22 protein-coding genes and 1 tRNA gene are annotated in these 23,463 nt (G+C 69.8%); 20 read left to right on the top strand and 3 right to left on the bottom strand.

Annotated features, from left to right (window positions below; genetic code table 11):
- The first annotated feature begins 10 nt into the window (after positions 1-10).
- From SCNRRL3882_RS12770 to SCNRRL3882_RS12750, 5 genes are all read left to right on the top strand, one after another.
- Positions 11-205, top strand: coding sequence for a hypothetical protein (locus SCNRRL3882_RS12770; protein ID WP_010040218.1), 195 nt, complete (start codon positions 11-13; stop codon positions 203-205).
- A 14-nt stretch (positions 206-219) separates the two neighbouring features.
- Complete coding sequence (locus SCNRRL3882_RS12765; protein WP_010040216.1) at positions 220-465, top strand: hypothetical protein; 246 nt, start codon at positions 220-222, stop codon at positions 463-465.
- A 130-nt stretch (positions 466-595) separates the two neighbouring features.
- Positions 596-1,915: a replication initiator gene (locus SCNRRL3882_RS12760; RefSeq protein WP_010040214.1), complete on the top strand. Its 1,320-nt coding sequence runs from the start codon at positions 596-598 to the stop codon at positions 1,913-1,915.
- Positions 1,891-2,085, top strand: coding sequence for a helix-turn-helix transcriptional regulator (locus SCNRRL3882_RS12755; protein ID WP_010040212.1), 195 nt, complete (start codon positions 1,891-1,893; stop codon positions 2,083-2,085). Before SCNRRL3882_RS12760 ends, SCNRRL3882_RS12755 begins: the two co-directional genes overlap by 25 nt.
- Entirely contained in the window at positions 2,082-3,455 is a 1,374-nt protein-coding gene (locus SCNRRL3882_RS12750) for a tyrosine-type recombinase/integrase (RefSeq protein WP_010040209.1), read from the top strand. Before SCNRRL3882_RS12755 ends, SCNRRL3882_RS12750 begins: the two co-directional genes overlap by 4 nt.
- 258 nt (positions 3,456-3,713) lie before the next feature.
- On the opposite strand, the gene SCNRRL3882_RS40745 is transcribed toward SCNRRL3882_RS12750, so the two are convergent.
- The 3 genes from SCNRRL3882_RS40745 to SCNRRL3882_RS12740 form a co-directional block, all read right to left on the bottom strand.
- Positions 3,714-4,055: a hypothetical protein gene (locus tag SCNRRL3882_RS40745; protein WP_158688413.1), complete on the bottom strand. Its 342-nt coding sequence runs from the start codon at positions 4,053-4,055 to the stop codon at positions 3,714-3,716.
- A 361-nt stretch (positions 4,056-4,416) separates the two neighbouring features.
- The gene (locus SCNRRL3882_RS12745) at positions 4,417-4,797 is read right to left on the bottom strand and encodes a hypothetical protein (protein ID WP_040903237.1); all 381 of its coding nucleotides are present in this window, start codon (positions 4,795-4,797) and stop codon (positions 4,417-4,419) included.
- A 504-nt stretch (positions 4,798-5,301) separates the two neighbouring features.
- Positions 5,302-5,373, bottom strand: a tRNA-Arg gene (locus SCNRRL3882_RS12740).
- Positions 5,374-5,557: 184 nt separating this feature from the next.
- On the opposite strand from SCNRRL3882_RS12740, the gene SCNRRL3882_RS12735 reads away from it, so the two are divergent.
- From SCNRRL3882_RS12735 to glyA, 15 genes are all read left to right on the top strand, one after another.
- Positions 5,558-6,025 (top strand): response regulator, encoded by a 468-nt coding sequence (locus tag SCNRRL3882_RS12735; protein WP_010040205.1) that lies wholly within the window; start codon positions 5,558-5,560, stop codon positions 6,023-6,025.
- A 126-nt stretch (positions 6,026-6,151) separates the two neighbouring features.
- Entirely contained in the window at positions 6,152-7,252 is a 1,101-nt protein-coding gene (gene nrtL, locus SCNRRL3882_RS12730; protein WP_010040203.1) for an ArgS-related anticodon-binding protein NrtL, read from the top strand.
- 16 nt (positions 7,253-7,268) lie between these two features.
- Positions 7,269-8,660, top strand: a complete 1,392-nt coding sequence (lysA, locus tag SCNRRL3882_RS12725) for a diaminopimelate decarboxylase (RefSeq protein ID WP_010040201.1) — start codon at positions 7,269-7,271, stop codon at positions 8,658-8,660.
- Between the two features lie 178 nt (positions 8,661-8,838).
- The gene (locus tag SCNRRL3882_RS12720; protein ID WP_029181191.1) at positions 8,839-10,131 is read left to right on the top strand and encodes a homoserine dehydrogenase; all 1,293 of its coding nucleotides are present in this window, start codon (positions 8,839-8,841) and stop codon (positions 10,129-10,131) included.
- 6 nt (positions 10,132-10,137) lie between these two features.
- On the top strand, positions 10,138-11,196 hold the full coding sequence (gene thrC, locus SCNRRL3882_RS12715) for a threonine synthase (protein ID WP_010040197.1): 1,059 nt from the start codon (positions 10,138-10,140) through the stop codon (positions 11,194-11,196).
- A gap of 314 nt (positions 11,197-11,510) precedes the next feature.
- Positions 11,511-12,440, top strand: a complete 930-nt coding sequence (thrB, locus tag SCNRRL3882_RS12710) for a homoserine kinase (RefSeq protein ID WP_010040193.1) — start codon at positions 11,511-11,513, stop codon at positions 12,438-12,440.
- Between the two features lie 402 nt (positions 12,441-12,842).
- Complete coding sequence (rho, locus tag SCNRRL3882_RS12705; protein WP_010040189.1) at positions 12,843-14,894, top strand: transcription termination factor Rho; 2,052 nt, start codon at positions 12,843-12,845, stop codon at positions 14,892-14,894.
- Between the two features lie 125 nt (positions 14,895-15,019).
- Positions 15,020-16,813, top strand: coding sequence for a trypsin-like serine protease (locus SCNRRL3882_RS12700; protein WP_029181190.1), 1,794 nt, complete (start codon positions 15,020-15,022; stop codon positions 16,811-16,813).
- Between the two features lie 209 nt (positions 16,814-17,022).
- Complete coding sequence (locus SCNRRL3882_RS12695; RefSeq protein ID WP_029181189.1) at positions 17,023-18,159, top strand: LCP family protein; 1,137 nt, start codon at positions 17,023-17,025, stop codon at positions 18,157-18,159.
- 195 nt (positions 18,160-18,354) lie between these two features.
- A complete protein-coding gene (gene rpmE, locus SCNRRL3882_RS12690) occupies positions 18,355-18,576 on the top strand; it encodes a 50S ribosomal protein L31 (RefSeq protein ID WP_010040182.1) in 222 nt (73 codons plus the stop codon).
- 106 nt (positions 18,577-18,682) lie between these two features.
- On the top strand, positions 18,683-19,759 hold the full coding sequence (gene prfA / locus SCNRRL3882_RS12685) for a peptide chain release factor 1 (RefSeq protein ID WP_010040179.1): 1,077 nt from the start codon (positions 18,683-18,685) through the stop codon (positions 19,757-19,759).
- Between the two features lie 35 nt (positions 19,760-19,794).
- Positions 19,795-20,640, top strand: a complete 846-nt coding sequence (prmC, locus tag SCNRRL3882_RS12680; protein WP_010040177.1) for a peptide chain release factor N(5)-glutamine methyltransferase — start codon at positions 19,795-19,797, stop codon at positions 20,638-20,640.
- A gap of 79 nt (positions 20,641-20,719) precedes the next feature.
- Entirely contained in the window at positions 20,720-21,367 is a 648-nt protein-coding gene (locus tag SCNRRL3882_RS12675) for an L-threonylcarbamoyladenylate synthase (protein WP_010040176.1), read from the top strand.
- A complete protein-coding gene (locus SCNRRL3882_RS12670) occupies positions 21,364-22,044 on the top strand; it encodes a low molecular weight phosphatase family protein (protein ID WP_029181188.1) in 681 nt (226 codons plus the stop codon). The genes SCNRRL3882_RS12675 and SCNRRL3882_RS12670 overlap by 4 nt, the downstream gene beginning before the upstream one ends.
- 71 nt (positions 22,045-22,115) lie before the next feature.
- Complete coding sequence (gene glyA, locus SCNRRL3882_RS12665; RefSeq protein WP_010040170.1) at positions 22,116-23,354, top strand: serine hydroxymethyltransferase; 1,239 nt, start codon at positions 22,116-22,118, stop codon at positions 23,352-23,354.
- Positions 23,355-23,463 lie beyond the last annotated feature (109 nt).

The following is a 23,463-nucleotide window of genomic DNA, read 5'->3' as shown; positions in this document are numbered from 1 at the left end:
GGAGACCGCTGTGACCGTCTCGCTCCCGCTCGTCTTCGTCCTGGGCGTCATCGCCTGGGCCGCGATCAAGTTCCTCAGCATCCGTCTCTGGGTCGCCGTGGTGATCGCTCTGTTCGGCTTCTGGCTCTCTCACACCTTCCTCGCCCCGGCCATTGAGTCCGGCACCCGTTCGGGGGTCGGCGTGGTCAACGGCCCCCACAAGTGACAAGGAGGTCCACCATGTTCCGTCCCAAGCTGCCCGACGTCCCGACGCTGCCGACGACACCCGTCGTCCCGCAGCAGACGCAGGTTCCGGTGCCATCCGCGGGCCGGTCGCTCACTCCGTACGCGGGCGCGGTCGCCGGTGTGGTGGTCGTCGGCATTGTGCTCACCGCGCTCCTGGCGGCCGTCGCCGTCACGGCCGTGTCCGTGGCCATCGCCGCCGTGGTCCTGCGCTCCCTGCTCAACGGCGCGAACAAGCGCTGACCGGCCGCCGGGGCGGTAGCAAGCCGCCAAGCATCCCGCCGCCCCGGGGCCGCCCCTCCAACCGTCGAAACAGCAGAGAGGAACACCCATCATCACCCGGCAGACTCCGCCCCCGCTGGCGGAACTCTCCATGCTGGCTTCCCTCGGCAACCTGCCCGAGCTGGCCCACCAACTCTCCGGCCTGGGCGGCTGCACCCACCCGGTCCGCCTCGACGGCCACCGCACCGAGTACGCGATCAACACGACGACCGGCGAGATCGGCAACGTCCTGCGTCACCTGGACTCCGCCAGCCTCCCCGCCGGACAGCTCCTCGTCCGCTGCAACAACCGCCGCGCAACCCGGTGCGCGGCCTGCGCCGAGACCTACCGTCGCGACACCTACCACCTGATCACCGCCGGACTGCGCGGCGGCAAGTGCACCTCGGAACAGGTGGCGGCGCACCCGCGCGTCTTCGCCACCTTCACCGCCCCGAGCTTCGGACCGGTCCACAACCGTCCCTCGGGCGGCCGGGACTGCCGCTGCGGCATCCGCCACGACGAACAGGATCCCGCCCTGGGCACTCCGCTCGACCCGGACACCTACGACTACGAAGCGGCCGTCCTCTGGAACGCGCACGCCGGTGCCCTGTGGCGGCGCTTCTCGATCTACCTACGCCGGGAGGTCGCCAAGCGCGCCGGCCTCACACAGCGGGCGTTCCGGCACCACGCGCGGGTCTCCTTCGCGAAGGTGGCCGAGTACCAAAAGCGCGGTGCCGTCCACTTCCACGCGGTCATCCGCCTCGACGGCCCAGAGGGCGGCGACACCGCACCTCCGACCTGGGCCACCGCCGACCTGCTCACCGACGCCATCCAGGTCGCGGCCACGGCTGCGCGCCTGGACGGACCGAAGATCGACGGCCGGGCGCATCGCTTTGTCTTCGGCCGTCAGCTCGACGTGCGCACGATCCGCTCCGCCGACTTCGACGACGGCCAGGAGCTGACCGAACGGGCCGTAGCGGCGTACATCGCCAAGTACGCCACCAAGGGTGCCGAGACAGCGACCGGCACCCTGGACCGGCCGATCCGCTTCCTCGCCGAGCTGGCCCAGGCCCGGATCACCGAGCACGCCCGGCGCATGATCCGAACTGCCTGTTCCCTCGGTGCTCGCCGCGAGCTGGCAGACCTCCGCCTTCGGGCGTGGGCGCACATGCTCGGCTTCCGAGGCCACTTCTCCACCAAGTCCCGCCGCTACTCCACGACCCTCGGTGCACTCCGCGACGCCCGTGCCGAGTGGCGCCGGGCTCAAGCGGCGCCGGCCGTCCCGCAGGACGGCGAAACCACGCTCGTCCTTGCCCACTGGGTGTTCGCCGGCACTGGCCTCAGCCATGGCGAAACCTGGCTTGCCGCCTCACTCGAAGCCGCCCCTGGAACGGAAGGAGAACCAACATGGACCGCCGTCGAGACGAACTGATGACCGTCCGCCAGGTCCTGGATGAGCTGGGCGGAGTCTCTCGCCGGACGTTCTATCGCTGGCGCGAGCTCGGATACGGGCCTGCCGCCTTCAAGTTGCCCAACGGGGAGCTGCGGGTGTGGCGGAGTGACTTCACCGCGTGGCTGCGACAGCTGGAGGCGGCGGCGTGAAGTCTCTCGACGTCAAGGTCTGGGGCGTACGCAAGCGGGACACCAAGACGCCCTCGTACGGCGTCCGCTGGTCCGTCGCGGGCAACGTCTTCTCGGACTCGTTCCGTACCAAGGCGCTCGCTGATCACTACCGAGCGAAGCTCATGCGCGCCATGCGGGACGGCGAAGAGTTCGACACGGAGACTGGCCTTCCGGCCTCTATGGAACAGAAGAAGTCGCCGTTGTCCTGGTACGACTTCGCCCTCAGGTACCTCGCGATGAAGTGGCCCCACGCTGCGCCCAACACGCGAGACGGCATCAACGAATCCCTTACCAGCGTGACCATGGAACTGCTTGTGGAGCGCGCGGGGAGGCCGTCCGACGAGGAGATCCGTAAGGCATTACGCAACTGGGCCTTCGTGCTGCCAGGGCCGAACGAGCGAGAGGTCCCGGAGAACGTCCGGAACGTTCTGCACTGGGTGGCAAAGGCATCCCGACCGCTTGCGGATCTCGCTGAACCCGCAACGGCCCGTGCGGTGCTGGACGGGCTGAAGCTGAAGCTCGACGGCACCGCCGCAGCCGCTGAGACCGTGCGGCGGAAGCGGCGGACCCTCGTCAACGCTGCGAACTACGCGGTCGACCTGGGGGAGCTCCGTGAGAATCCGATCACGGCGGTGCGCTGGCAGAAGCCCAAGGTCTCGAACCAGGTCGATCCGCGCGTTGTCGCCAACCCGGAGCAGGCCCGCAATCTCCTGGCAGCGGTGTCCTACGTGGGTGGCTACCGGCGGGCTCGCGGTCGGCGCCTCGTCGGGTTGTTCGCGGCGATGTATTTCGGTGGCCTCCGTCCTGCTGAGGCGGTCGGCCTGGTGGAGACTGACCTCGTGCTCCCCATGCAGGGCTGGGGGTCAGCGCTGCTCCACCGGACCCGTCCTTCGGTCGGCAAGCAGTGGACCGACTCGGGGGAGACGCACGACGACCGCGGACTCAAGAATCGGCCGACCGAGGACGTTCGGCCCGTGCCCATCCCGCCCCAGCTCGTCGCCGTGCTGCGCGATCACCTGGCCACCTTCGGCACGGCGGAAGACGGGCGGCTCTTCTTCAGTGAGAAGGGCTCGGTCGTCCCGTCCTCGACCTACTACCGCGTGTGGCAGGAGGCTCGGCTCCTGGCGCTCCCGCCGGCCGTAGCGGCCTCGCCGCTCGCGAGTCGGCCGTACGACCTTCGGCACTCGGCGCTGTCGACGTGGCTCAACGCCGGAGTCGACCCGACTGAGGTTGCCGAGCGCGCCGGCAACAGCGTTGAGGTCCTGCTGACCCGCTACGCGAAGTGCCTCGATGGACGGCAGGACGTCGCCAACCGCCGCATCGAGGACCTCCTCCGCGAGTACGAGTGAGACAACCTGCACCCACACTGAGGCCTCAGGCACGCCGCCTGGGGCCTCCGTCGCTTTTCTACCCGCGCTGATGCTTGGTTAGTAAAGAGTGAGCTGAGTCGCACTGCCTGTAGTGCGGTGGCTTCATCTCGCTTGCTACTGGCACGTCGGCAAGTTCAATGCGGGAGCGCAGGGGGCCGTGTGAAGCTGCACGTCACGGGCTGGAAGCGGCACGGACATGATCGGCGACTGAGAGTGCGCAGGGCCTGTCAGCCAGTCTTAAACTTCGTCGGAATCTTTATCGCCCTCGCCACTCTTCGGATTGTCACCATCCGAGTTCATGGATTTCTCAACTTCAGCCTTAAACTGTTTTTCTGCCTCGTTAGCCAGTGCTTCGCGAGCCCTTTTGTCATCCAAGGAACGTCTCACGGTGACTGCAACTCCGCCTGCTGCTAGTGTGCCTACCACCCCTGCTCCGGCACCTAGTGCGGCACCTTTCCTAAATACTCCTGGGGATGCCTTCGCTACGGCGGCATCTTGGATGATCTTGATCAAGGCGTCGACGCCGCCTGCTCGTTTTGCTGCTTCGACGATGTCCTGATACTTACCTAGGTTCCCCATCTTGCACCCTCCTCGAATCTGTGTTGTTCCCTGCCGCGCAGCGTGGATCCTCCTGATCAGTCCCACCCGGGCGCGGAGCACCACCCATGCCCTTTGCCCGGCGGCGGCGAGCCGGTGACTGCAACTTCATCACTGCCGAGTGGAGCAGCCCAGGTCAGTAGCGACATCCGTGCCCGTGTCCCGGTCGGCGATAACTATCAGGTTCCTTGACCCCCACATCAACGCTTGAGAGGAGGATTGCCGCCGCGCCTAGCACGCCAGGATCTCCTGCTCCTCCTCGCTCAACTCGATCGCGAGCGTACGGTCCACTCACTCGCGCCGGTGTGGCAGCGCGGGCAGTGGACTACCAAGCAGAGCCCACTCACGAGTCCTTGGCCTTGACCTTGACGACCCTCCGGCCACGAGTGGTCTCGGCCACGTGCTTAGAGACGAGTAGATCCACAACTGCTTCGACCGCGGGTACGTCCTCCGGATCGATGCCCCGTAGTAGCTGGACGATATTCCGCAGGTGCTCGGGGACCTCGTCGTCGGGACGGACGCCGCACCACTGCTCGGCGACCATCTCGGCTACGCGACGTTCTGACACTTCCAGGGCCATGGCGAGGTGCGGGAAAAGCCCGGGCTCAGGTGGGTCTTTGATCTCCAGCCAGTACATCTTGTTCCACCAGGTGACCGACCGCTTGAAGCCACAGTCCGCAGCCATCCGCTGGTAGGTCTTCCCCCGCTTGTGCAGTTCCGTCACTCGGTTCGAAAATGCATGTCCCATGGTTGAGGAGCATCAGCTCAGAAATACGAACTGTCAACTCTCGTTGAAATCAACTGGCCCTTGTGCTAGCTAGGTTGCGCGGCGCGGGGTCCGCCAGCTCCTGCTCGCGGTCGGCGCGCCGGTTCTGTTCCGCGGCATCGGCCCGACTGGCGCGCTGGCTGAGCACTGCGCCGCCCAGTGTCCGCCAAGCGTGCCTGCGGCGCTGATGAGCGTGATAGCAAGCGTCGTCATGTCCACGAGGTCCCCCAACCGTCCATCCGCCGTCCATGCGAGGCGGGGGCTCAGGGACAGCCCGTCGCCAATCGCTCGCTTGACCCTAGCGAGCCTCATTACCTGCGGCGATGCTTCAAGATCCCGCCCACGCCTCGTCCACAGACCCCGACATACGCCCGCTCCGGGCGGCATACGCCTGCACAAACACGAAGACCCCGGCCTCAGCGTTTCCGCTGGTGACGGGGTCTTTGGGCACCTCATACAGGGTGCCCCCGGCAGGATTCGAACCTGCGCACACGGCTCCGGAGGCCGTTGCTCTATCCCCTGAGCTACGGGGGCGTGTCGTTCGCGTTGCTCGCGGCGACGGGTAGAACACTACCAGCTCGCTCGGGGTGGTCATGAACGGGTTTCCGCTGTCGGGGGCGGGGTTGTGGGGGCCCCGGTCGGGGTGGAAGTGGGGAAAACCCGGACGCGGTGGCCGGGGCCGACCTACTCTCGAGTTGTGCCAGGCGCGTCGGGCCGGGTGCTTGTTGTGGACGACAACAAGGTCATCCGGCAGTTGATCAGGGTCAACCTCGAGCTGGAGGGGCTGGAGGTCGTGACCGCGGCCGATGGTGCCGAGTGTCTTGATGTCGTTCATCAGGTGCGGCCCGATGCCGTGACCCTCGACGTCGTCATGCCCCGGCTGGACGGGATCAGGACCGCCGCTCGCCTGCGAGCCGATCCGCGTACCCGTGACGTGCCCCTCGCCATCATCAGCGCTTGTACGCAGTACGAGGTCGAGGCCGGGCTCGAAGTGGGCGTCGACGCCTTCCTCGCCAAGCCCTTCGAGCCCGCTGAACTCGTCGGCATGGTGCGTCAGTTGATCGAGCGGGAGCGGAGTGAGGGCAGGCCGGGGGGCGGCGGTGGTGCCGGTGGCGGTGGTGCGCCCGCTTACGGGTCCGTCCTCGGTGCGGGGGAGGCCGAGCGGGCCGGGAGTGCCGGCGGGTGATGCATCGGCCGGGCGTGGATGGCCGGACCAGGGCCGCGCACGGCTCTGCCGCCCCGCGTCCACATCCCGGACCCTCCCTGAAACCGGCTCGCATACCCACCCCCCTCCTCCCATACGCTTGTCCCCGTGACCCCCGTCGAGCTCTCCCGCACCGTGCTGCACGCCGTGCGTCGCGCTGTCGACGAGGGTGAGCTCAGCGTGACCGTGCCGGAGCGGGCCGTGGTCGCTCCGCCGGGGCCCGGGGGCTGTGGCGACTACGCCACCAGCATCGCCCTCCAGCTGGCCGGCGCTGCAGGGCAGCCGCCGCGGCGCGTGGCCGAGATCCTGAGGTCGCGTCTCGCGGATGAGACCTCCTTCGCCGATGTCGTCGTCACCGGGCCCGGATTTCTCAACTTCAGCCTGGAACGCAACGCCTCCGCACTCCTCGTCGACGAGATCCTCCGGCATGGGCGGCGGTACGGCCACGCCGAGGGATTCAGCGGGACCGTCGTGCAGCTCCGGTGCCCGGCAGAGGTCCGTGCCGTCGTCGTCACGGATGCCCTGGCCCGAGTGCTGCGCAGCCAGGGCGACGCCGTACGCGTCACGTGCGACGGCCGGCCCGCGCCGGAGTGGGAGACCGTCCTAGGTGTGGACGGCGGCCACTCTGGTGGCCATTCGGGCGGCCACTCAGGTGGCCATTCCGGGAGCCGTCCCGGCCGTCGCGGTAGCCGCACCCTCGCCGACCTCGACATCACCATCCGCCCCGTCCCGGCCCCGGCCGACCCCCTTCCCCTCGGTCGCGACGCCGCCCGCTGGGCCCTGCTCCACCCGGCCGCCCACGACCGGCCCCGGATCCCCGGCGATCACCTGGTGCAGCGGGAGGCCAACCCTCTCTTCCGCGTCCGGTACGCCCACGCCCGCACCCGGGCACTCCTGCGCAACGCCGCCGACCTGGGCTTCCACCCCGAGCCCGGCCCCGTGAGCGACGCGGAGGCACTGCTCGCCGCCCTCGGCGACCACCCCCGCGTCCTCACCGCCACCGCCGCCCACCGCGGCCCCGACCGCCTGGCCCGGCACCTCGTCACCGTCGCCGACGCCACGCTGCCCCTGCTCCCCGCCGTGCTGCCCCTCGGCGACGAGAAACCCTCGGCCGCCCACCGCGCCCGGCTCGCCCTCGCCGAAGCCGCCGGGGCGGTGCTGGCCGGTGGCCTGTCCCTGCTCGGCATCGACGCACCCGACCACCTCTGAGAGACGCATACCGATCATGAGCCGTTCCGCACACCCCGCCGGGCCCCGTCACGCCGACGTCCTCCCCGAGGGCCACTACTCGGCCCCGCCCGCCGACCTCAACGTCCTGGACCCCAAGATCTGGGCGCAGACCGTGACGCGTGACGAGCACGGTGTCGCCACCGTCGGGGGGATCTCCGTCACGCAGCTCGCCGAGGAGTTCGGCACTCCGGCCTACATCCTCGACGAGGCCGACTTCCGGGCCCGCGCGCGTGCGTGGCGCACCGCGTTCGGGGCCGGTGCCGACGTCTACTACGCCGGCAAGGCGTTCCTCTCCCGTGCCGTCGTGCGCTGGCTGCACGAGGAGGGGCTGAACGTCGACGTCTGCTCCGGTGGCGAGCTGGCCACCGCCCTCTCCGCCGGCATGCCCGCCGACCGCATCGCCTTCCACGGCAACAACAAGTCCGTCGACGAGATCACCAGGGCCGTCGAGGCCGGCGTGGGGCACATCGTGCTCGACTCGTTCCAGGAGATCGCCCGCGTCGCCCACATCGCGCAGAGCCTCGGGAAGCGGCAGAAGGTCCTGATCCGGATCACCGTCGGCGTGGAGGCCCACACCCACGAGTTCATCGCCACGGCCCACGAGGACCAGAAGTTCGGCATCCCGCTGGCCGGCGGGCAGGCCGCCGAGGCCGTACGCCGTGCCCTCCAGCTCGACGGGCTCGAACTCGTCGGCCTGCACAGCCACATCGGTTCGCAGATCTTCGACATGTCCGGGTTCGAGGTCGCCGCCCACCGGGTCGTCTCACTGCTCAAGGACGTCCGCGACGAGCACGGCGTCGAGCTGCCCGAGATCGACCTCGGCGGCGGGCTCGGGATCGCGTACACGAGTGACGACGATCCGCGCGAGCCGCACGAGATCGCCAAGGCGCTCCAGGAGATCGTCAGCCGTGAGTGCGATGCCGCCAAGCTGCGCACGCCGCGCGTCTCCGTCGAGCCGGGCCGCGCCATCGTCGGCCCGACCGCCTTCACGCTCTACGAGGTCGGCACCATCAAGCCCCTCGACGGGCTGCGGACGTACGTCTCCGTCGACGGCGGCATGTCGGACAACATCCGCACCGCGCTGTACGACGCCGAGTACAGCGTGACGCTGGTCTCGCGCACCTCCGACGCCGAGCCGATGCTCGCCCGGGTCGTCGGCAAGCACTGCGAGAGCGGGGACATCGTGGTCAAGGACGCGTTCCTGCCGGCCGACCTGGCACCGGGTGACCTCATCGCCGTACCGGCCACGGGCGCCTACTGCCGGTCGATGGCCAGCAACTACAACCACGTGCTGCGGCCGCCCGTCGTCAGCGTGCGGGACGGCGAGGCCCGGGTGATCGTCCGCCGTGAGACGGAGGAGGACCTGCTGCGTCTCGACGTCGGCTGAGCCGGATGACGTCGGCTGAGCCGGGCCGGCAGCGGACCGGCTGCGGGGCGGAAGATCTCCTGTCTTCCGCCCCCGTACAAATGAAATAGACGTCTCACGATCCGGACCGGGGGCAGAAAGTCCCGTCCGGTGAGTGAGACTGGTTCCACCGTAGATGGTAATGAGGAAACGAGGTCGGATGATGCGTACGCGTCCGCTGAAGGTGGCGCTGCTGGGCTGTGGAGTGGTCGGCTCAGAGGTGGCGCGCATCATGACGACGCACGCCGACGACCTCACGGCCCGGATCGGGGCCCCGGTGGAGCTGGCGGGCGTGGCCGTGCGCCGGCCCGACAGGGTCAGGGAAGGCATCGACCCGGCCCTCGTCACCACCGACGCCACCGCCCTCGTCAAACGCGGCGACATTGATGTCGTCGTGGAGGTGATCGGCGGGATCGAGCCGGCGCGGACCCTCATCACCACCGCCTTCGAGCACGGTGCCTCCGTCGTCTCCGCCAACAAGGCGCTGCTCGCCCAGGACGGGGCGGCCCTGCACGCCGCCGCCGAGGAGCACGGCAAGGACCTCTACTACGAGGCCGCCGTCGCCGGTGCCATCCCGCTGATCCGGCCGCTGCGCGAGTCCCTCGCCGGCGACAAGATCAACCGGGTGATGGGCATCGTCAACGGCACGACCAACTTCATCCTCGACAAGATGGACTCGACCGGCGCCGGCTACCAGGAGGCCCTCGACGAGGCCACCGCCCTGGGCTACGCCGAGGCCGACCCGACCGCCGACGTCGAGGGCTTCGACGCCGCCGCCAAGGCCGCCATCCTCGCCGGCATCGCCTTCCACACGCGCGTGCGCCTCGACGACGTCTACCGCGAGGGCATGACCGAGGTCACCGCCGCCGACTTCGCCTCCGCCAAGGAGATGGGCTGCACCATCAAGCTGCTCGCCATCTGCGAGCGGGCCGCGGACGGCGCGTCCGTCACCGCGCGCGTGCATCCCGCGATGATCCCCCTGAGCCACCCGCTGGCCTCCGTGCGCGGCGCCTACAACGCCGTGTTCGTCGAGTCCGACGCCGCCGGGCAGCTCATGTTCTACGGCCCCGGAGCGGGCGGTTCCCCGACGGCCTCGGCCGTGCTCGGCGACCTCGTCGCCGTCTGCCGCAACCGCCTCAGCGACGCGACCGGACCGGGGGAGTCCGCCTACGCCGCGCTCCCCGTGTCCCCGATGGGCGACGTCGTCACGCGCTACCACATCAGCCTCGACGTGGCCGACAAACCGGGTGTTCTCGCCCAGGTGGCGACCGTCTTCGCCGAGCACGGTGTCTCGATCGATACGGTTCGCCAGCAGGGGAAGGACGGCGAGGCGTCCCTCGTCGTCGTCACGCACCGTGCGTCCGACGCGGCCCTCACCGGGACCGTCGAGGCGTTGCGCAAGCTCGACACCGTGCGTGGTGTCGCCAGCATCATGCGGGTTGAAGGAGAGTAACCAGCAATGACCCACCAGTGGCGCGGAATCATCGAGGAGTACCGGGACCGGCTGCCGGTATCCGACACCACGCCGGTCGTGACGCTCCGCGAGGGCGGCACGCCGCTCGTGCCCGCGCAGGTGCTCTCCGAGCGCACGGGCTGCGAGGTCCACCTCAAGGTGGAGGGCGCGAATCCGACCGGGTCCTTCAAGGACCGCGGTATGACCATGGCCATCACCCGGGCCAAGGAAGAGGGCGCGCAGGCCGTCATCTGCGCCTCCACCGGCAACACGTCGGCCTCCGCCGCCGCGTACGCCGTGCGGGCCGGGATGGTCTGCGCCGTGCTCGTGCCGCAGGGCAAGATCGCGCTCGGCAAGATGGGCCAGGCCCTCGTGCACGGCGCGAAGATCCTCCAGGTCGACGGCAACTTCGACGACTGCCTCACGCTCGCGCGCGGCCTGAGCGACAACTACCCCGTGGCGCTGGTCAATTCGGTCAACCCGGTACGTATCGAAGGCCAGAAGACCGCCTCGTTCGAGATCGTGGACATGCTCGGCGACGCGCCCGACATCCACGTCCTGCCGGTGGGCAACGCGGGCAACATCACGGCCTATTGGAAGGGCTACACGGAGTACGCCGCCGACGGCGTCGCCACCCGGACCCCCCGGATGTGGGGTTTCCAGGCCTCCGGCAGCGCCCCCATCGTGCGCGGCGAGGTCGTCAAGGACCCGTCGACCATCGCCACCGCCATCCGCATCGGCAATCCGGCCTCCTGGCAGTACGCGCTCGCCGCGCGGGACGAGTCGGGCGGCGTCATCGACGAGGTGACGGACCGTGAGATCCTGCGCGCCTACCGGCTGTTGGCCTCGCAGGAGGGCGTCTTCGTCGAGCCCGCGTCCGCCGCGTCCGTCGCCGGTCTGCTCAAGGCCGCCGAGCAGGGCAAGGTCGACCCGGGGCAGCGGATCGTGTGCACCGTCACGGGCAACGGTCTGAAGGACCCCGACTGGGCCGTCGCCGGTGCCCCGCAGCCGGTCACCGTACCCGTCGACGCGGCGGCCGCGGCGGAGCGCCTGGGCCTCGCCTGAGGCGCCTCGGCCCGGTCTGACGTGCGCCGACGCATCGAGCGCCGGTGTAACGCTCGACACGGTCCGGCGTAAGACGGCGCTTGCCCGGGGAGGTTCCCTACGGGGGGTGCACAGGGGGCTTACGACACGCATCGTGCGCCTCCTGTGCGCCCTATGTCGCCACAGAACCTTCCTTCGATAGGCTGTACTGAACCCGCCCGCCGCATATGCCGCGGAGCCGCGCCGTCTCCGCGGCCCCCAGGGTTCTCGTACGCCATCGAATGTCCGTCCCACGTCATTCGACAATCACGCAGCTCAAGGAGAGTCATCGAGCGATGGCCGGTCCAGCGTTCCGCGCCGCCGCCGTCCGGGTGCGCGTCCCCGCCACCAGCGCCAACCTCGGCCCGGGCTTCGACGCCCTCGGCCTCGCGCTGGGGTTGTACGACGACGTGGTCGTCCGGGTGGCCGACTCCGGGCTGCACATCGACATCGCGGGTGAGGGCAGCGAGACACTCCCGCGCGACGAGCGGCACCTTCTCGTACGTTCCCTGCGCACCGCCTTTGATCTGCTGGGCGGGCAGCCGCGCGGCCTGGAGATCGTCTGTGCCAACCGCATTCCGCACGGCCGGGGCCTGGGCTCCTCCTCGGCCGCCATCTGTGCCGGCATCGTCGCCGCGCGTGCCGTGACCATAGGCGCCGAGGCCAAGCTCGACGACACCGCGCTGCTGGAGCTCGCCACCGAGATCGAGGGCCATCCCGACAACGTCGCCGCGTGCCTGCTGGGCGGCTTCACGCTGTCCTGGATGGAGGGCGGCGCGGCTCGGGCGATCAGGATGGAGCCCGCCGATTCCATCGTTCCGGTGGTTTTCGTGCCCGGGAAGCCGGTACTCACCGAAACCGCGCGCGGCCTGCTCCCGCGCACCGTGCCGCACGTCGACGCGGCCACCAACGCGGGCCGTGCCGCCCTGCTCGTCGAGGCCATGACGCGGCGCCCCGAGCTGCTGCTGCCCGCCACCGAGGACCGCCTGCACCAGGAGTACCGCGCCCCGGCCATGCCCGAGAGCGCGGCGCTGGTGGAGCGGCTGCGGGCCGAGGGCGTCCCCGCGGTCATCTCCGGTGCCGGCCCGACGGTCATGGCGCTGGCCGACGCCGGCACCGCCGACAAGGTCGAGGCCTTGGCGGGCGCGGACTGGGCCGCCAACCGGCTGAGTCTCGATCCGCAGGGCGCGGTTGTGCTGCCGCTCGCGACCTCCAGTGACATTTAAAAGCGCACGGTTGCCGGATTTCGAGAGGGGGAATGTTTGTTGGATCCGGTAGTGTTAACCTCAAGTCTGCACCCGACCCCACCATGGCGAGGTGCCTCGTGTCCCCGTCCGGGACAGACATTCTTCCGGGAGCCCCCCAAGCCGCACTGTGTTCCGTACGTCGGACCGTACGCCGTACACGGACACTGAGCGGGGCGCAGGGCACGCTCCGGAACCGGTGCGACCACGCCGCGTGACACTGACACTGGGTGCCACGGCATATGGAAGCGCCATCACCAGATTCCTCCGCCGCTGAGGCGGACCACCGCCCCGGCACGGTTCACACCACACGGACCGAAGCCGGACAGCACAACCGGTCGCCGAGCCAGACAGGCCGACGTCCGCTCCAGGGAAGGACCCTTCGTGAGCGACACCACCGATCTGATGGGCGCACGTGTCGAGGAGACCGCTGCCGCGCCCGCCACGGACGCCTCCGCGCCTGCCACCGGTGCCGGCTCCCGGCGGCGCCGCGGTACCGGCCTCGAGGGCATGGTGCTGGCCGAGCTGCAACAGGTCGCATCCGGCCTCGGTATCAGGGGCACCGCGCGCATGCGCAAGAGCCAGTTGATCGAGGTCATCAAGGAGGCGCAGGCGTCCGGCGGCGCCGCTCCGGCCGCGAAGGCCGAGGCCCCCGCCGAGACCAAGCCGAAGCGCCGCGCCACCTCCCGGACCCGTACGGGGGACAACGCCGAGAAGGCGGAGAAGAAGGCGGACGCGAAGCAGGCTTCCGAGGCCCCCGCCGAGAAGGCCGACCAGGCCGAGAAGGCCGTGGCCCAGCAGCAGATCGAGATCCCCGGCCAGCCTTCTCCCAAGGTCTCGGCTTCGCTCGACCAGGGAGGCGCCCCCAGCGACGACGCGCCCTCCGAGCGCCGCCGTCGCCGGGCCACCGCCGACGCCGGCGCCCCGGCCGGCGCTCCCGAGACGGTCGCCACCGAGGCGAAGAACGAGTCCAAGGGCGACCCGCAGGGGCAGCAGCAGTCCCAGAACGACCCGAAGTCCGACGCCGGTGACGGCGGCGAAGGCCGGCGTCGCGACCGCCGTGACCGCGGCCGTGACCGCGACCGCGACCGCCGTGGCAACAAGGGCGACGACCAGCAGGGCGGTCAGCGCGGCCAGCAGAACCAGCAGCAGGGCGGCGGCCGTCAGGACCGTGACCGTCAGCAGCAGGACGACGACGACTTCGAGGGCGGCCGGCGTGGCCGTCGCGGGCGTTACCGCGACCGCCGGGGCCGTCGCGGCCGCGACGACGTGCAGGAGCCGCAGATCGCCGAGGACGACGTCCTGATCCCCGTCGCGGGCATCCTGGACATCCTCGACAACTACGCCTTCATCCGTACGTCCGGCTACCTGCCCGGCCCGAACGACGTGTACGTCTCCCTCGCCCAGGTCCGCAAGAACGGCCTGCGCAAGGGTGACCACATCACCGGTGCGGTCCGCCAGCCGAAGGAAGGCGAGCGCCGCGAGAAGTTCAACGCGCTGGTGCGCCTGGACTCCGTCAACGGCATGGCGCCCGAACACGGCCGTGGCCGCCCGGAGTTCAACAAGCTCACGCCGCTGTACCCGCAGGACCGCCTCCGTCTGGAGACGGACCCGGGCGTCCTCACCACCCGCATCATCGACCTGGTCTCGCCCATCGGTAAGGGCCAGCGCGGTCTGATCGTGGCCCCGCCGAAGACCGGTAAGACCATGATCATGCAGGCGATCGCCAACGCGATCACGCACAACAACCCCGAGTGCCACCTGATGGTCGTCCTGGTCGACGAGCGTCCGGAAGAGGTCACCGACATGCAGCGGTCGGTCAAGGGCGAGGTCATCTCCTCGACCTTCGACCGCCCGGCCGAGGACCACACCACGGTCGCCGAGCTCGCCATCGAGCGCGCCAAGCGCCTGGTGGAGCTGGGCCACGACGTCGTCGTGCTGCTCGACTCGATCACGCGTCTGGGCCGTGCGTACAACCTCGCCGCCCCGGCTTCCGGCCGCATCCTGTCCGGTGGTGTCGACTCGACGGCGCTGTACCCGCCGAAGCGCTTCTTCGGTGCCGCGCGGAACATCGAGGACGGTGGCTCGCTCACCATCCTGGCCACGGCTCTCGTCGACACCGGGTCCCGCATGGACGAGGTGATCTTCGAGGAGTTCAAGGGCACCGGCAACGCGGAGCTCAAGCTCGACCGGAAGCTCGCCGACAAGCGCATCTTCCCGGCGGTGGACGTCGACGCGTCCGGCACCCGCAAGGAAGAGATCCTGCTCGCCAGCGACGAACTCTCCATCGTCTGGAAGCTGCGCCGGGTGCTGCACGCCCTCGACCAGCAGCAGGCCGTCGAGCTGCTCCTCGACAAGATGAAGCAGACGAAGTCGAACGCCGAGTTCCTGATGCAGATCCAGAAGACCACCCCGACGCCGGGCAACGGCGACTGAGGTAAGCACTGCGTAAGAGGGCCGCCCCCGGGAACGGGGGCGGCCCTTCGTGCTGTTCGTGTGCGGGTAGGATCACGCTCTCTTCGAACATGTGATCCCGAGGGGGGACATACGTGGGTAGAACCATGCCTGGGGGCGGCCGGCACAGACGCCGGATACGGATAGCCCTTCCCGTCGCCGCGGCCGGTGTGGCCGCCGCCGTGGCCGCCGCGCTGCTGACGACGACCGCCGACGCGGCCACCCCGCCGCCGCAGCCGACCGTCAAGCCCGCCACCAGCTCACCGTCGCTCGCCGAGCTGGAGAAGCGCGTCGCGGGAGCCATGGCCGGTGACGACGTCGCGGGGCAGACGACCAAGTCGTCGCTCAGCGCGAGCACGAACACCAGCGGCTCCGCCATCGACCCGAAGATCATCGGTGGTAGCGAGACGACCATCACGTCGGCCCCGTGGATGGCGCAGCTGCACTACTACGACGACCGGGGCACCTCGACCACCAGCGACGACATCGGCTTCTTCTGCGGCGGCGCCGTCGTCGCGCCGACGAAGATCCTCACCGCCGCGCACTGCGTCAAGGGCTACGACTGGCACGCCAACGGCGCCATTGTCACCGGTACCTCCCAGCTGCCCTCGGCCGACGGCACCGACCTGCACGGCGGTACCGTCACCGGCGTCTGGCGGCAGTGGAACCACCCGTCGTACAACGCGACGACCATCGACAACGACATCGCGGTGCTCACCCTGCCCGTCCCGGTCAAGGCCACCCCGATCCGCATGACGACGTCCGGCGACACCACGTCGTACAAGGCCGGCACCAGCGCCAAGGTCTACGGCTGGGGCCGCACCAGCTCCACCAGCGACGACATCTCCGAGACGCTGAAGACGGCCACGCTGCCCGTCCAGTCCGACACCACCTGCGCCGGCGCGTACGGCAGCGACTTCATCAAGGGCCACATGGTCTGCGCGGGCCAGCCCGCCACCGGCAGCGACGCCGGCACCACCACTGCCTGCAACGGCGACTCCGGCGGCCCGCTGGTCGTGAACAACCGGATCGTCGGTGTCGTCTCCTGGGGCGTGACGGACTGCGTCGCCAAGGGCGCCTACAGCGTCTTCAGCAAGGTCAGCACCTACGTCGGCGCCGCCTACCCGCGCCTCGACGACACCAACATCAGCGGCGACCACAAGGCCGACCTGTGGGTGCGCAACGCTTCCACCAAGACGGGCTACTCCAAGGACTCCAAGGGCACGTCCTTCGCCGCCCGCGAGTCCTGGGGCAACTGGAACGGCTTCAACACCGTCCTCCAGACGGACCTCGACCGGGACGGCTACCAGGACCTGGTCTACCGGCGCAGCAGCGACGGCGACGTCTTCTGGACCCACTACGTGATTTCCACCGGCACCTGGTCCACCAAGCAGATCGCCGACAACTGGAAGACCCGCACCCGCATCATCACCCCCGGTGACGTCACCGGCGACTACCTGCCCGACCTGCTCTCGGTCGACTCGGCGGGCGTGCTGTGGATCTACCCGGGCAAGGGCAACGGCACCTTCTCGCCCCGCGTCAAGGTCAGCTCCGGCTGGAACCAGTACAACTCCGTGCGCGGCCACGGCGACTTCACCGGGGACGGCAAGACCGACCTGATCGCCCGCAGCACCTCGGGCAGCTACGTGTACCTCTACAAGGGCACCGGCAAGGCCGGCTCGGGCGCCTTCTCGGCCCGGATCAAGGTGCGCACCTGGGGCGGCTACAACGCCTTCGACGCCACCGGCGACATCACCGGTGACGGCAAGGCCGACTTCCTGGCCCGCACCCCCGGCGGCACGCTGTACCTGTACCCGGGCACCGGCAAGGCGTCCAGCGAGATCTTCGCCACAAGGAAGTCCGTCGGTACCGATTTCAAGCAGTACGACATCTTCGGCTGAAATCGCAGGTGAGCGAGGTACCCCTCGCGGAGACGAACACACACTGTGCCCACCGCCGCACGCGGTGGGCACAGTCCGTTGTGCAACCCTTTCCCGAGTTTCTCCGTCTGACCAGGCGGAGCGACGATGGTGCCAGGAGGAAGTCCCCGACCGAGCACGCCTGGCACTGACCGCAGGGGGTAACCGACCGTAGACGAGCTGAGGAGCACATGTCTGCCGAGAGCACGCCGGGTCCGGGCATACCGGGAGATACCGGCACCAACGGGCCGCGTCACCGCGCCAAGGGCCGACGCCGCAAACCCCGTAAGCGCCACAAGGGCCTGATGGTGACGGCCTGGACCGCCGCGGGGATCGTCGTCCTGGGCGGCGCCGGGGCGGGGTACGTGTACTTCAAGCTCAACGGCAACCTGAAGAGCGTCGACATCGACCAGGCCCTCGGCACGGACCGGCCCAAGAAGGCCGACAACGGCTCGGAGAACATCCTCGTCCTCGGCTCCGACACCCGCGCCGGCGGCAACAAGAAGCTCGGCGGCGGCACCGACGACGGCAGCGCACGCTCGGACACGGCGATGATCGTGCACGTCTACAAGGGCCACAAGAAGGCCAGCGTGGTCTCGATCCCGCGGGACACCCTCATCGACCGGCCCGCGTGCACGGACACCAAGGGCAAGGAGTACCCCGCCGCGAACGGCGTGATGTTCAACTCCGCGTACTCCACCGGCGGGGCCGCCTGCGCCGTGAAGACCGTCGAGTCGATCACCGACCTGCGCATGGACCACTACCTGGAGGTCGACTTCGCCGGCTTCCAGAAGCTCATCGACGACCTCGGCGGCGTCGAGGTCACCACGACCAAGAGCATCGACGACCCCGACAGCCACCTGAAGCTGAAGGCCGGCACCCACAGACTCGACGGTGAACAGGCCCTCGGCCTGGTCCGCACCCGGCACGGCGTCGGCGACGGCTCCGACCTGGGCCGCATCCAGCTGCAGCAGGCCTTCATCAAGGCACTGGTCAACCAGGTCAAGGACGTCGGCGTCTTCACCAACCCCAAGAAGCTGCTCGACCTCGCGGAGACCGCGACCAAGACGGTGACGACCGACTCCGACCTGGGCTCGGTCAACAAGCTCGCGTCCTTCGCAGGCGGCCTCCAGGGCATCACCCCGTCCAACATGCACATGGTCACGATGCCGGTGGCCTACGACCCGGCCGACCCCAACCGGGTCCTCCTCCAGAAGAAGAAGGCCGACGAGATCTGGAAGGCCCTGGAGAACGACAAGCCGATCCCGAAGAGCGCGACGAAGGGCACGGCGACAGGTGAAGCCAAGGGCGTGGTGAGCAGCTCCTAGGGCGCGGGGCCGTATCGGTTCGCGGCTCCGCCGCATGGGCGCGGCAAGCCCCCACCGGCCCGCGGGGAACAAACAACGGCAACCCCCGGTTTTGGGGGATGGCCCCAGTCCTGGCAGACTGGTACGTCGGCCCCGGTTCACGCTCCCGCACCCCGCGGCAGCGACCCGGCGCCCTCCCGAAACCTAGGAGACACCTTGAAGCGCGACATCCACCCCGCGTACGTCGAGACGCAGGTCAGCTGCACCTGCGGCGCGTCGTTCACCACCCGCAGCACCATCGAGTCCGGCGCGATCCGTGCCGATGTCTGCTCCGAGTGCCACCCGTTCTACACGGGCAAGCAGAAGATCCTCGACACCGGTGGCCGCGTGGCCCGCTTCGAGGCCCGCTTCGGCAAGGCCGCCGGCTCCAAGAAGTAGCGAGCCCCATTTCGCCGGTCCGCGGACGCGCCCCCTCACCGGGCGCTCCGGGACCGGCGTTTTTGGTCGCCCGCCCCTTCACCCACGTCCGTACACAGGAGCCAAGATGTTCGAGGCCGTCGAGGAACTCGTCGCCGAGCACGCCGACCTGGAGAAGAAGCTCGCCGACCCGTCGGTCCACGCAGACCAGGCCAACGCGCGCAGGATGAACAAGCGTTACGCCGAGCTCACCCCCATCGTCGCCACGTACCGCTCCTGGACGCAGACGGGCGACGACATCGAGACCGCGCGCGAATTCGCCGCCGACGACCCCGACTTCGTGGCCGAGGTCAAGGAGCTGGAACAGCGGCGCGAGGAGCTGACCGAGAAGCTGCGCCTGCTCCTCGTCCCGCGCGATCCCAGCGACGACAAGGACGTCATCCTCGAGATCAAGGCGGGCGCGGGCGGCGACGAGTCGGCCCTGTTCGCCGGCGACCTGCTGCGCATGTACCTGCGGTACGCCGAGCGTGTCGGCTGGAAGACCGAGATCATCGACGCCACCGAGTCGGAGCTCGGCGGCTACAAGGACGTCCAGGTGGCCGTGAAGACCAAGGGCGGCCAGGGCGCGACGGAGCCCGGACAGGGCGTGTGGGCCCGCCTGAAGTACGAGGGCGGCGTGCACCGCGTGCAGCGCGTCCCCGCCACCGAGTCCCAGGGCCGTATCCACACCTCGGCCGCCGGTGTCCTCGTCACCCCCGAGGCCGAGGAGGTCGACGTCGAGATCAATCCGAACGACCTGCGCATCGACGTCTACCGCTCCTCGGGGCCGGGCGGACAGTCCGTCAACACCACCGACTCCGCCGTGCGCATCACGCACATCCCGACCGGAGTCGTCGCCTCCTGCCAGAACGAGAAGAGCCAGTTGCAGAACAAGGAGCAGGCACTGCGTATCCTGCGCTCCAGGCTGCTCGCCATGGCACAGGAGGAGGCGGAGAGGGAGGCCGCCGACGCCCGTCGCAGCCAGGTCCGCACCGTCGACCGCTCCGAGAAGATCCGTACGTACAACTTCCCGGAGAACCGCATCTCGGACCACCGTGTCGGCTTCAAGGCGTACAACCTGGACCAGGTCCTGGACGGCGACCTCGACGCGGTGATCCAGGCCTGTGTCGACGCGGACTCGGCCGCCAAGCTGGCAGCCGCGTAAGGGCACGTAGGAGTACTGAGTACCGGAGGACTTGCGTGAATCTGCTGCTCGCGGAGGTGGCCCAGGCCACCCAGCGGCTCGCCGACGCCGGCGTGCCCTCGCCGCGCACCGACGCGGAGGAGCTCGCCGCGTTCGTGCACGGCGTCAAGCGCGGCGAGCTGCACTCCGTCAAGGACTCCGACTTCGACGCCCGCTACTGGGAGGTCATCGCCCGCCGCGAGGCCCGCGAGCCGCTCCAGCACATCACCGGGCGCGCCTACTTCCGGTACCTGGAACTCCAGGTCGGCCCCGGGGTGTTCGTGCCCCGGCCCGAGACGGAGTCCGTGGTCGGCTGGGCCATAGACGCCGTACGGGCCATGGACGTCGTCGAGCCGTGCATCGTCGACCTGTGCACCGGCTCCGGCGCCATCGCGCTCGCCCTCGCCCAGGAGGTGCCGCGCTCGCGCGTGCACGCCGTGGAGCTGTCCGAGGACGCCCTCAGGTGGACCCGCAAGAACGTGGAGGGGTCCAGGGTCGAGCTGCGCCAGGGAGACGCCCTGACGGCCTTCCCGGACCTGGACGGCCAGGTCGACCTGGTCATCTCCAACCCGCCGTACATCCCCCTCACCGAGTGGGAGTACGTCGCCCCCGAGGCGCGGGACTACGACCCCGACCTGGCCCTGTTCTCCGGCGAGGACGGCCTCGACCTCATCCGCGGCCTGGAGCGCACCGCGCACCGGCTGCTGCGCCCCGGCGGTGTCGTGGTCGTGGAGCACGCCGACACCCAGGGCGGCCAGGTGCCGTGGATCTTCGCCGAGGACCGCGGCTGGACCGACGCCGCCGACCACCCGGACCTGAACAACCGCCCGCGTTTCGCCACGGCCCGCAAGGCGCTGCCGTGAGCGCACCGGGCACCCCGCGGTCTTCGCGGTCTTCGCAGTCTTCATCCCAGCAGCACGTGTACGAGGAGGCCAGCTAAAGATGGCACGGCGATACGACACCAACGACGCGACCGACCGAGTGACCGGTCTGCGTGAGGCAGCGTCCGCCGTCCGCCGTGGCGAGCTCGTGGTGCTGCCGACGGACACGGTGTACGGCATCGGCGCCGACGCGTTCTCCTCGGAGGCGGTCGCCGACCTGCTGGCGGCCAAGGGCCGGGGCCGCAACATGCCCACGCCCGTCCTCATCGGCTCCCCGAACACGCTGCACGGGCTCGTCACGGACTTCTCGGAGCTGGCCTGGGAGCTGGTCGACGCCTTCTGGCCGGGCGCGCTGACGCTCGTCGCCAAGCACCAGCCGTCCCTCCAGTGGGACCTGGGCGACACCCGTGGCACGGTCGCCGTGCGCATGCCGCTGCACCCCGTCGCCATCGAGCTGCTGACGGAGGTGGGCCCGATGGCCGTCTCCTCCGCCAACCTGACCGGCCACCCCGCGCCGGAGGACTGCGACGCCGCGCAGGAGATGCTCGGCGACTCCGTCTCCGTCTACCTCGACGGCGGCCCGACTCCCGGCAACGTCCCGTCCTCGATCGTCGACGTGACCCGTGAGGTGCCGCTGCTGCTGCGCGCCGGCGCGCTCTCCGCGGAAGAGCTGCGAAAGGTCGTACCCGACCTCGAGGTGGCGAATTGACGGCCCCTGGAGCGGGGCGTGGCATAGGCAACGGGGAAAGCGCGGCGGAGATCACGACGACGTTCGTGGGGCTTCCGCGCGACAGCTTCCGCATCCTCCACGTCAGCACCGGCAACGTGTGCCGCTCGCCCATCACCGAGCGGCTGACCCGCCATTTCGTGCGGGAGCGGCTCGGGATCCTGGGCGGCGGGCTGATCGTGGAGAGCGCGGGCACCTGGGGTCACGAGGGCGCGCCCATGGAGAGCCACGCGGAGACCGTCCTCGCCGACTTCGGCGCGGACGCCTCCGGCTTCACCGGGCGCGAACTCCTCGACGAGCACGTGATCCGCGCCGACCTGGTGCTGACCGCCACCCGGGACCACCGGGCGCAGGTCATCTCCATGGGGCACTCGGCCGGCCTGCGGACCTTCACGCTCAAGGAGTTCACCCGACTGGTGAAGGCCATCGACCCGGCGACCCTGCCGTCCCTGGAGGAGGGCGTGGTCACCCGCGCGCGGGCGCTGGTGCGTGCCGCGGCGGCTCTACGCGGGTGGCTGCTGGCACCGAACGCCGAGGCGGACGAGGTGTACGACCCGTACGGGGCGCCCCTGACGTTCTTCCGGTCCATCGGGGACGAGATACACCAGGCACTCGATCCGGTCGTCACGGCCCTCACGGGCGTCCCCGCAAAGACGTAACGGCCGAGCGCCCCGGAGGCCCCGGGCCTACATTGGACGTACGTCACCGTCGACGCCGCCCGGAGCCCACCATGACGGTCACCCCTGCCATCGAGGCCGACCTCCTGCGCCGCCAGGACCCCGAACTCGCCGACATCCTGCTCGGCGAGCGGGAGCGGCAGGCGACGACGCTCCAGCTGATCGCCGCCGAGAACTTCAGCTCGCCGGCCGTCCTGGCCGCCCTCGGCTCGCCGCTCGCCAACAAGTACGCCGAGGGCTACCCGGGAGCGCGGCACCACGGCGGCTGCGAGATCGCCGACGTGGCCGAGCGCGTGGCCGTGGACCGGGCCAGGGCGCTGTTCGGCGCCGAGCACGCCAACGTCCAGTCCCACTCCGGTTCTTCGGCCGTCCTGGCCGCCTACGCCGCTCTGCTGCGCCCCGGTGACACCGTCCTCGCCCTCGGTCTGCCCTACGGCGGTCATCTCACGCACGGTTCGCCGGCCAACTTCTCCGGCCGCTGGTTCGACTTCGTCGGATACGGCGTGGAGGCCGAGTCCGGGCTGATGGACCACGAGCAGGTGCGCACCCTGGCGCGCACGCGCCGGCCCAAGGCGATCGTGTGCGGCTCCATCGCCTACCCCCGGCACATCGACTACGCGTTCTTCCGCGACGTCGCCGACGAGGTGGGCGCGTACCTCGTCGCGGACGCCGCGCATCCCATCGGGCTGGTCGCCGGGGGAGCGGCGCCGAACCCGGTGCCGTACGCGGACATCGTCTGTGCGACGACGCACAAGGTGCTGCGGGGCCCGCGCGGCGGCATGATCCTGTGCCGTGCGGAGCTGGCCGAGCGGGTCGACCGGGCCGTGTTTCCTTTCACACAGGGCGGCGCGCAGATGCACACCATCGCGGCCAAGGCCGTCGCGTTCGGGGAGGCGGCAACTCCGGCGTTCGCCGTGTACGCCCATCAGGTGGTCGCCAATGCGAGGGTTCTCGCGGCCCGGCTGGCCGCCGAGGGCCTGGTCGTCACCACGGGCGGCACGGACACCCACCTGATCACCGCCGACCCGGCGCCGCTCGGCGTCGACGGCCGCACCGCCCGGCGCCGTCTCGCCGCGGCCGGCCTGGTCCTGGACTGCTGCGCGCTGCCGCACGGCGACGCCCGGGGACTCAGACTCGGCACGGCCGCCGTGACCACGCAGGGCATGGGCGAGGCGGAGATGGCGCGGATCGCCAAGCTGCTCGCAGGGGTGCTCAAGGGCGTGACCGAGACCGCGAGGGCCCGTGAAGAAGTGCGGGAGCTGGCCGGTGGATTTCCGCCGTATCCCCGCTGAGACGGGGTAAGCGCACCAGGGTGCACAGCTACTCGTGCAACCATCGTCGCTACCCGGAAGTCCCCACACATATGCGCGCATCGCTAGGGTGTGGGGCTGAGATGGCCAG

It is taken from the genome of Streptomyces chartreusis NRRL 3882 (genome assembly GCF_900236475.1).
In the GTDB taxonomy this organism is placed as follows: domain Bacteria; phylum Actinomycetota; class Actinomycetes; order Streptomycetales; family Streptomycetaceae; genus Streptomyces; species Streptomyces chartreusis_D.
The sequence above is the reverse complement of the archived record's forward strand: the minus strand, read 5'-3'. Positions and strand labels throughout refer to the sequence as shown.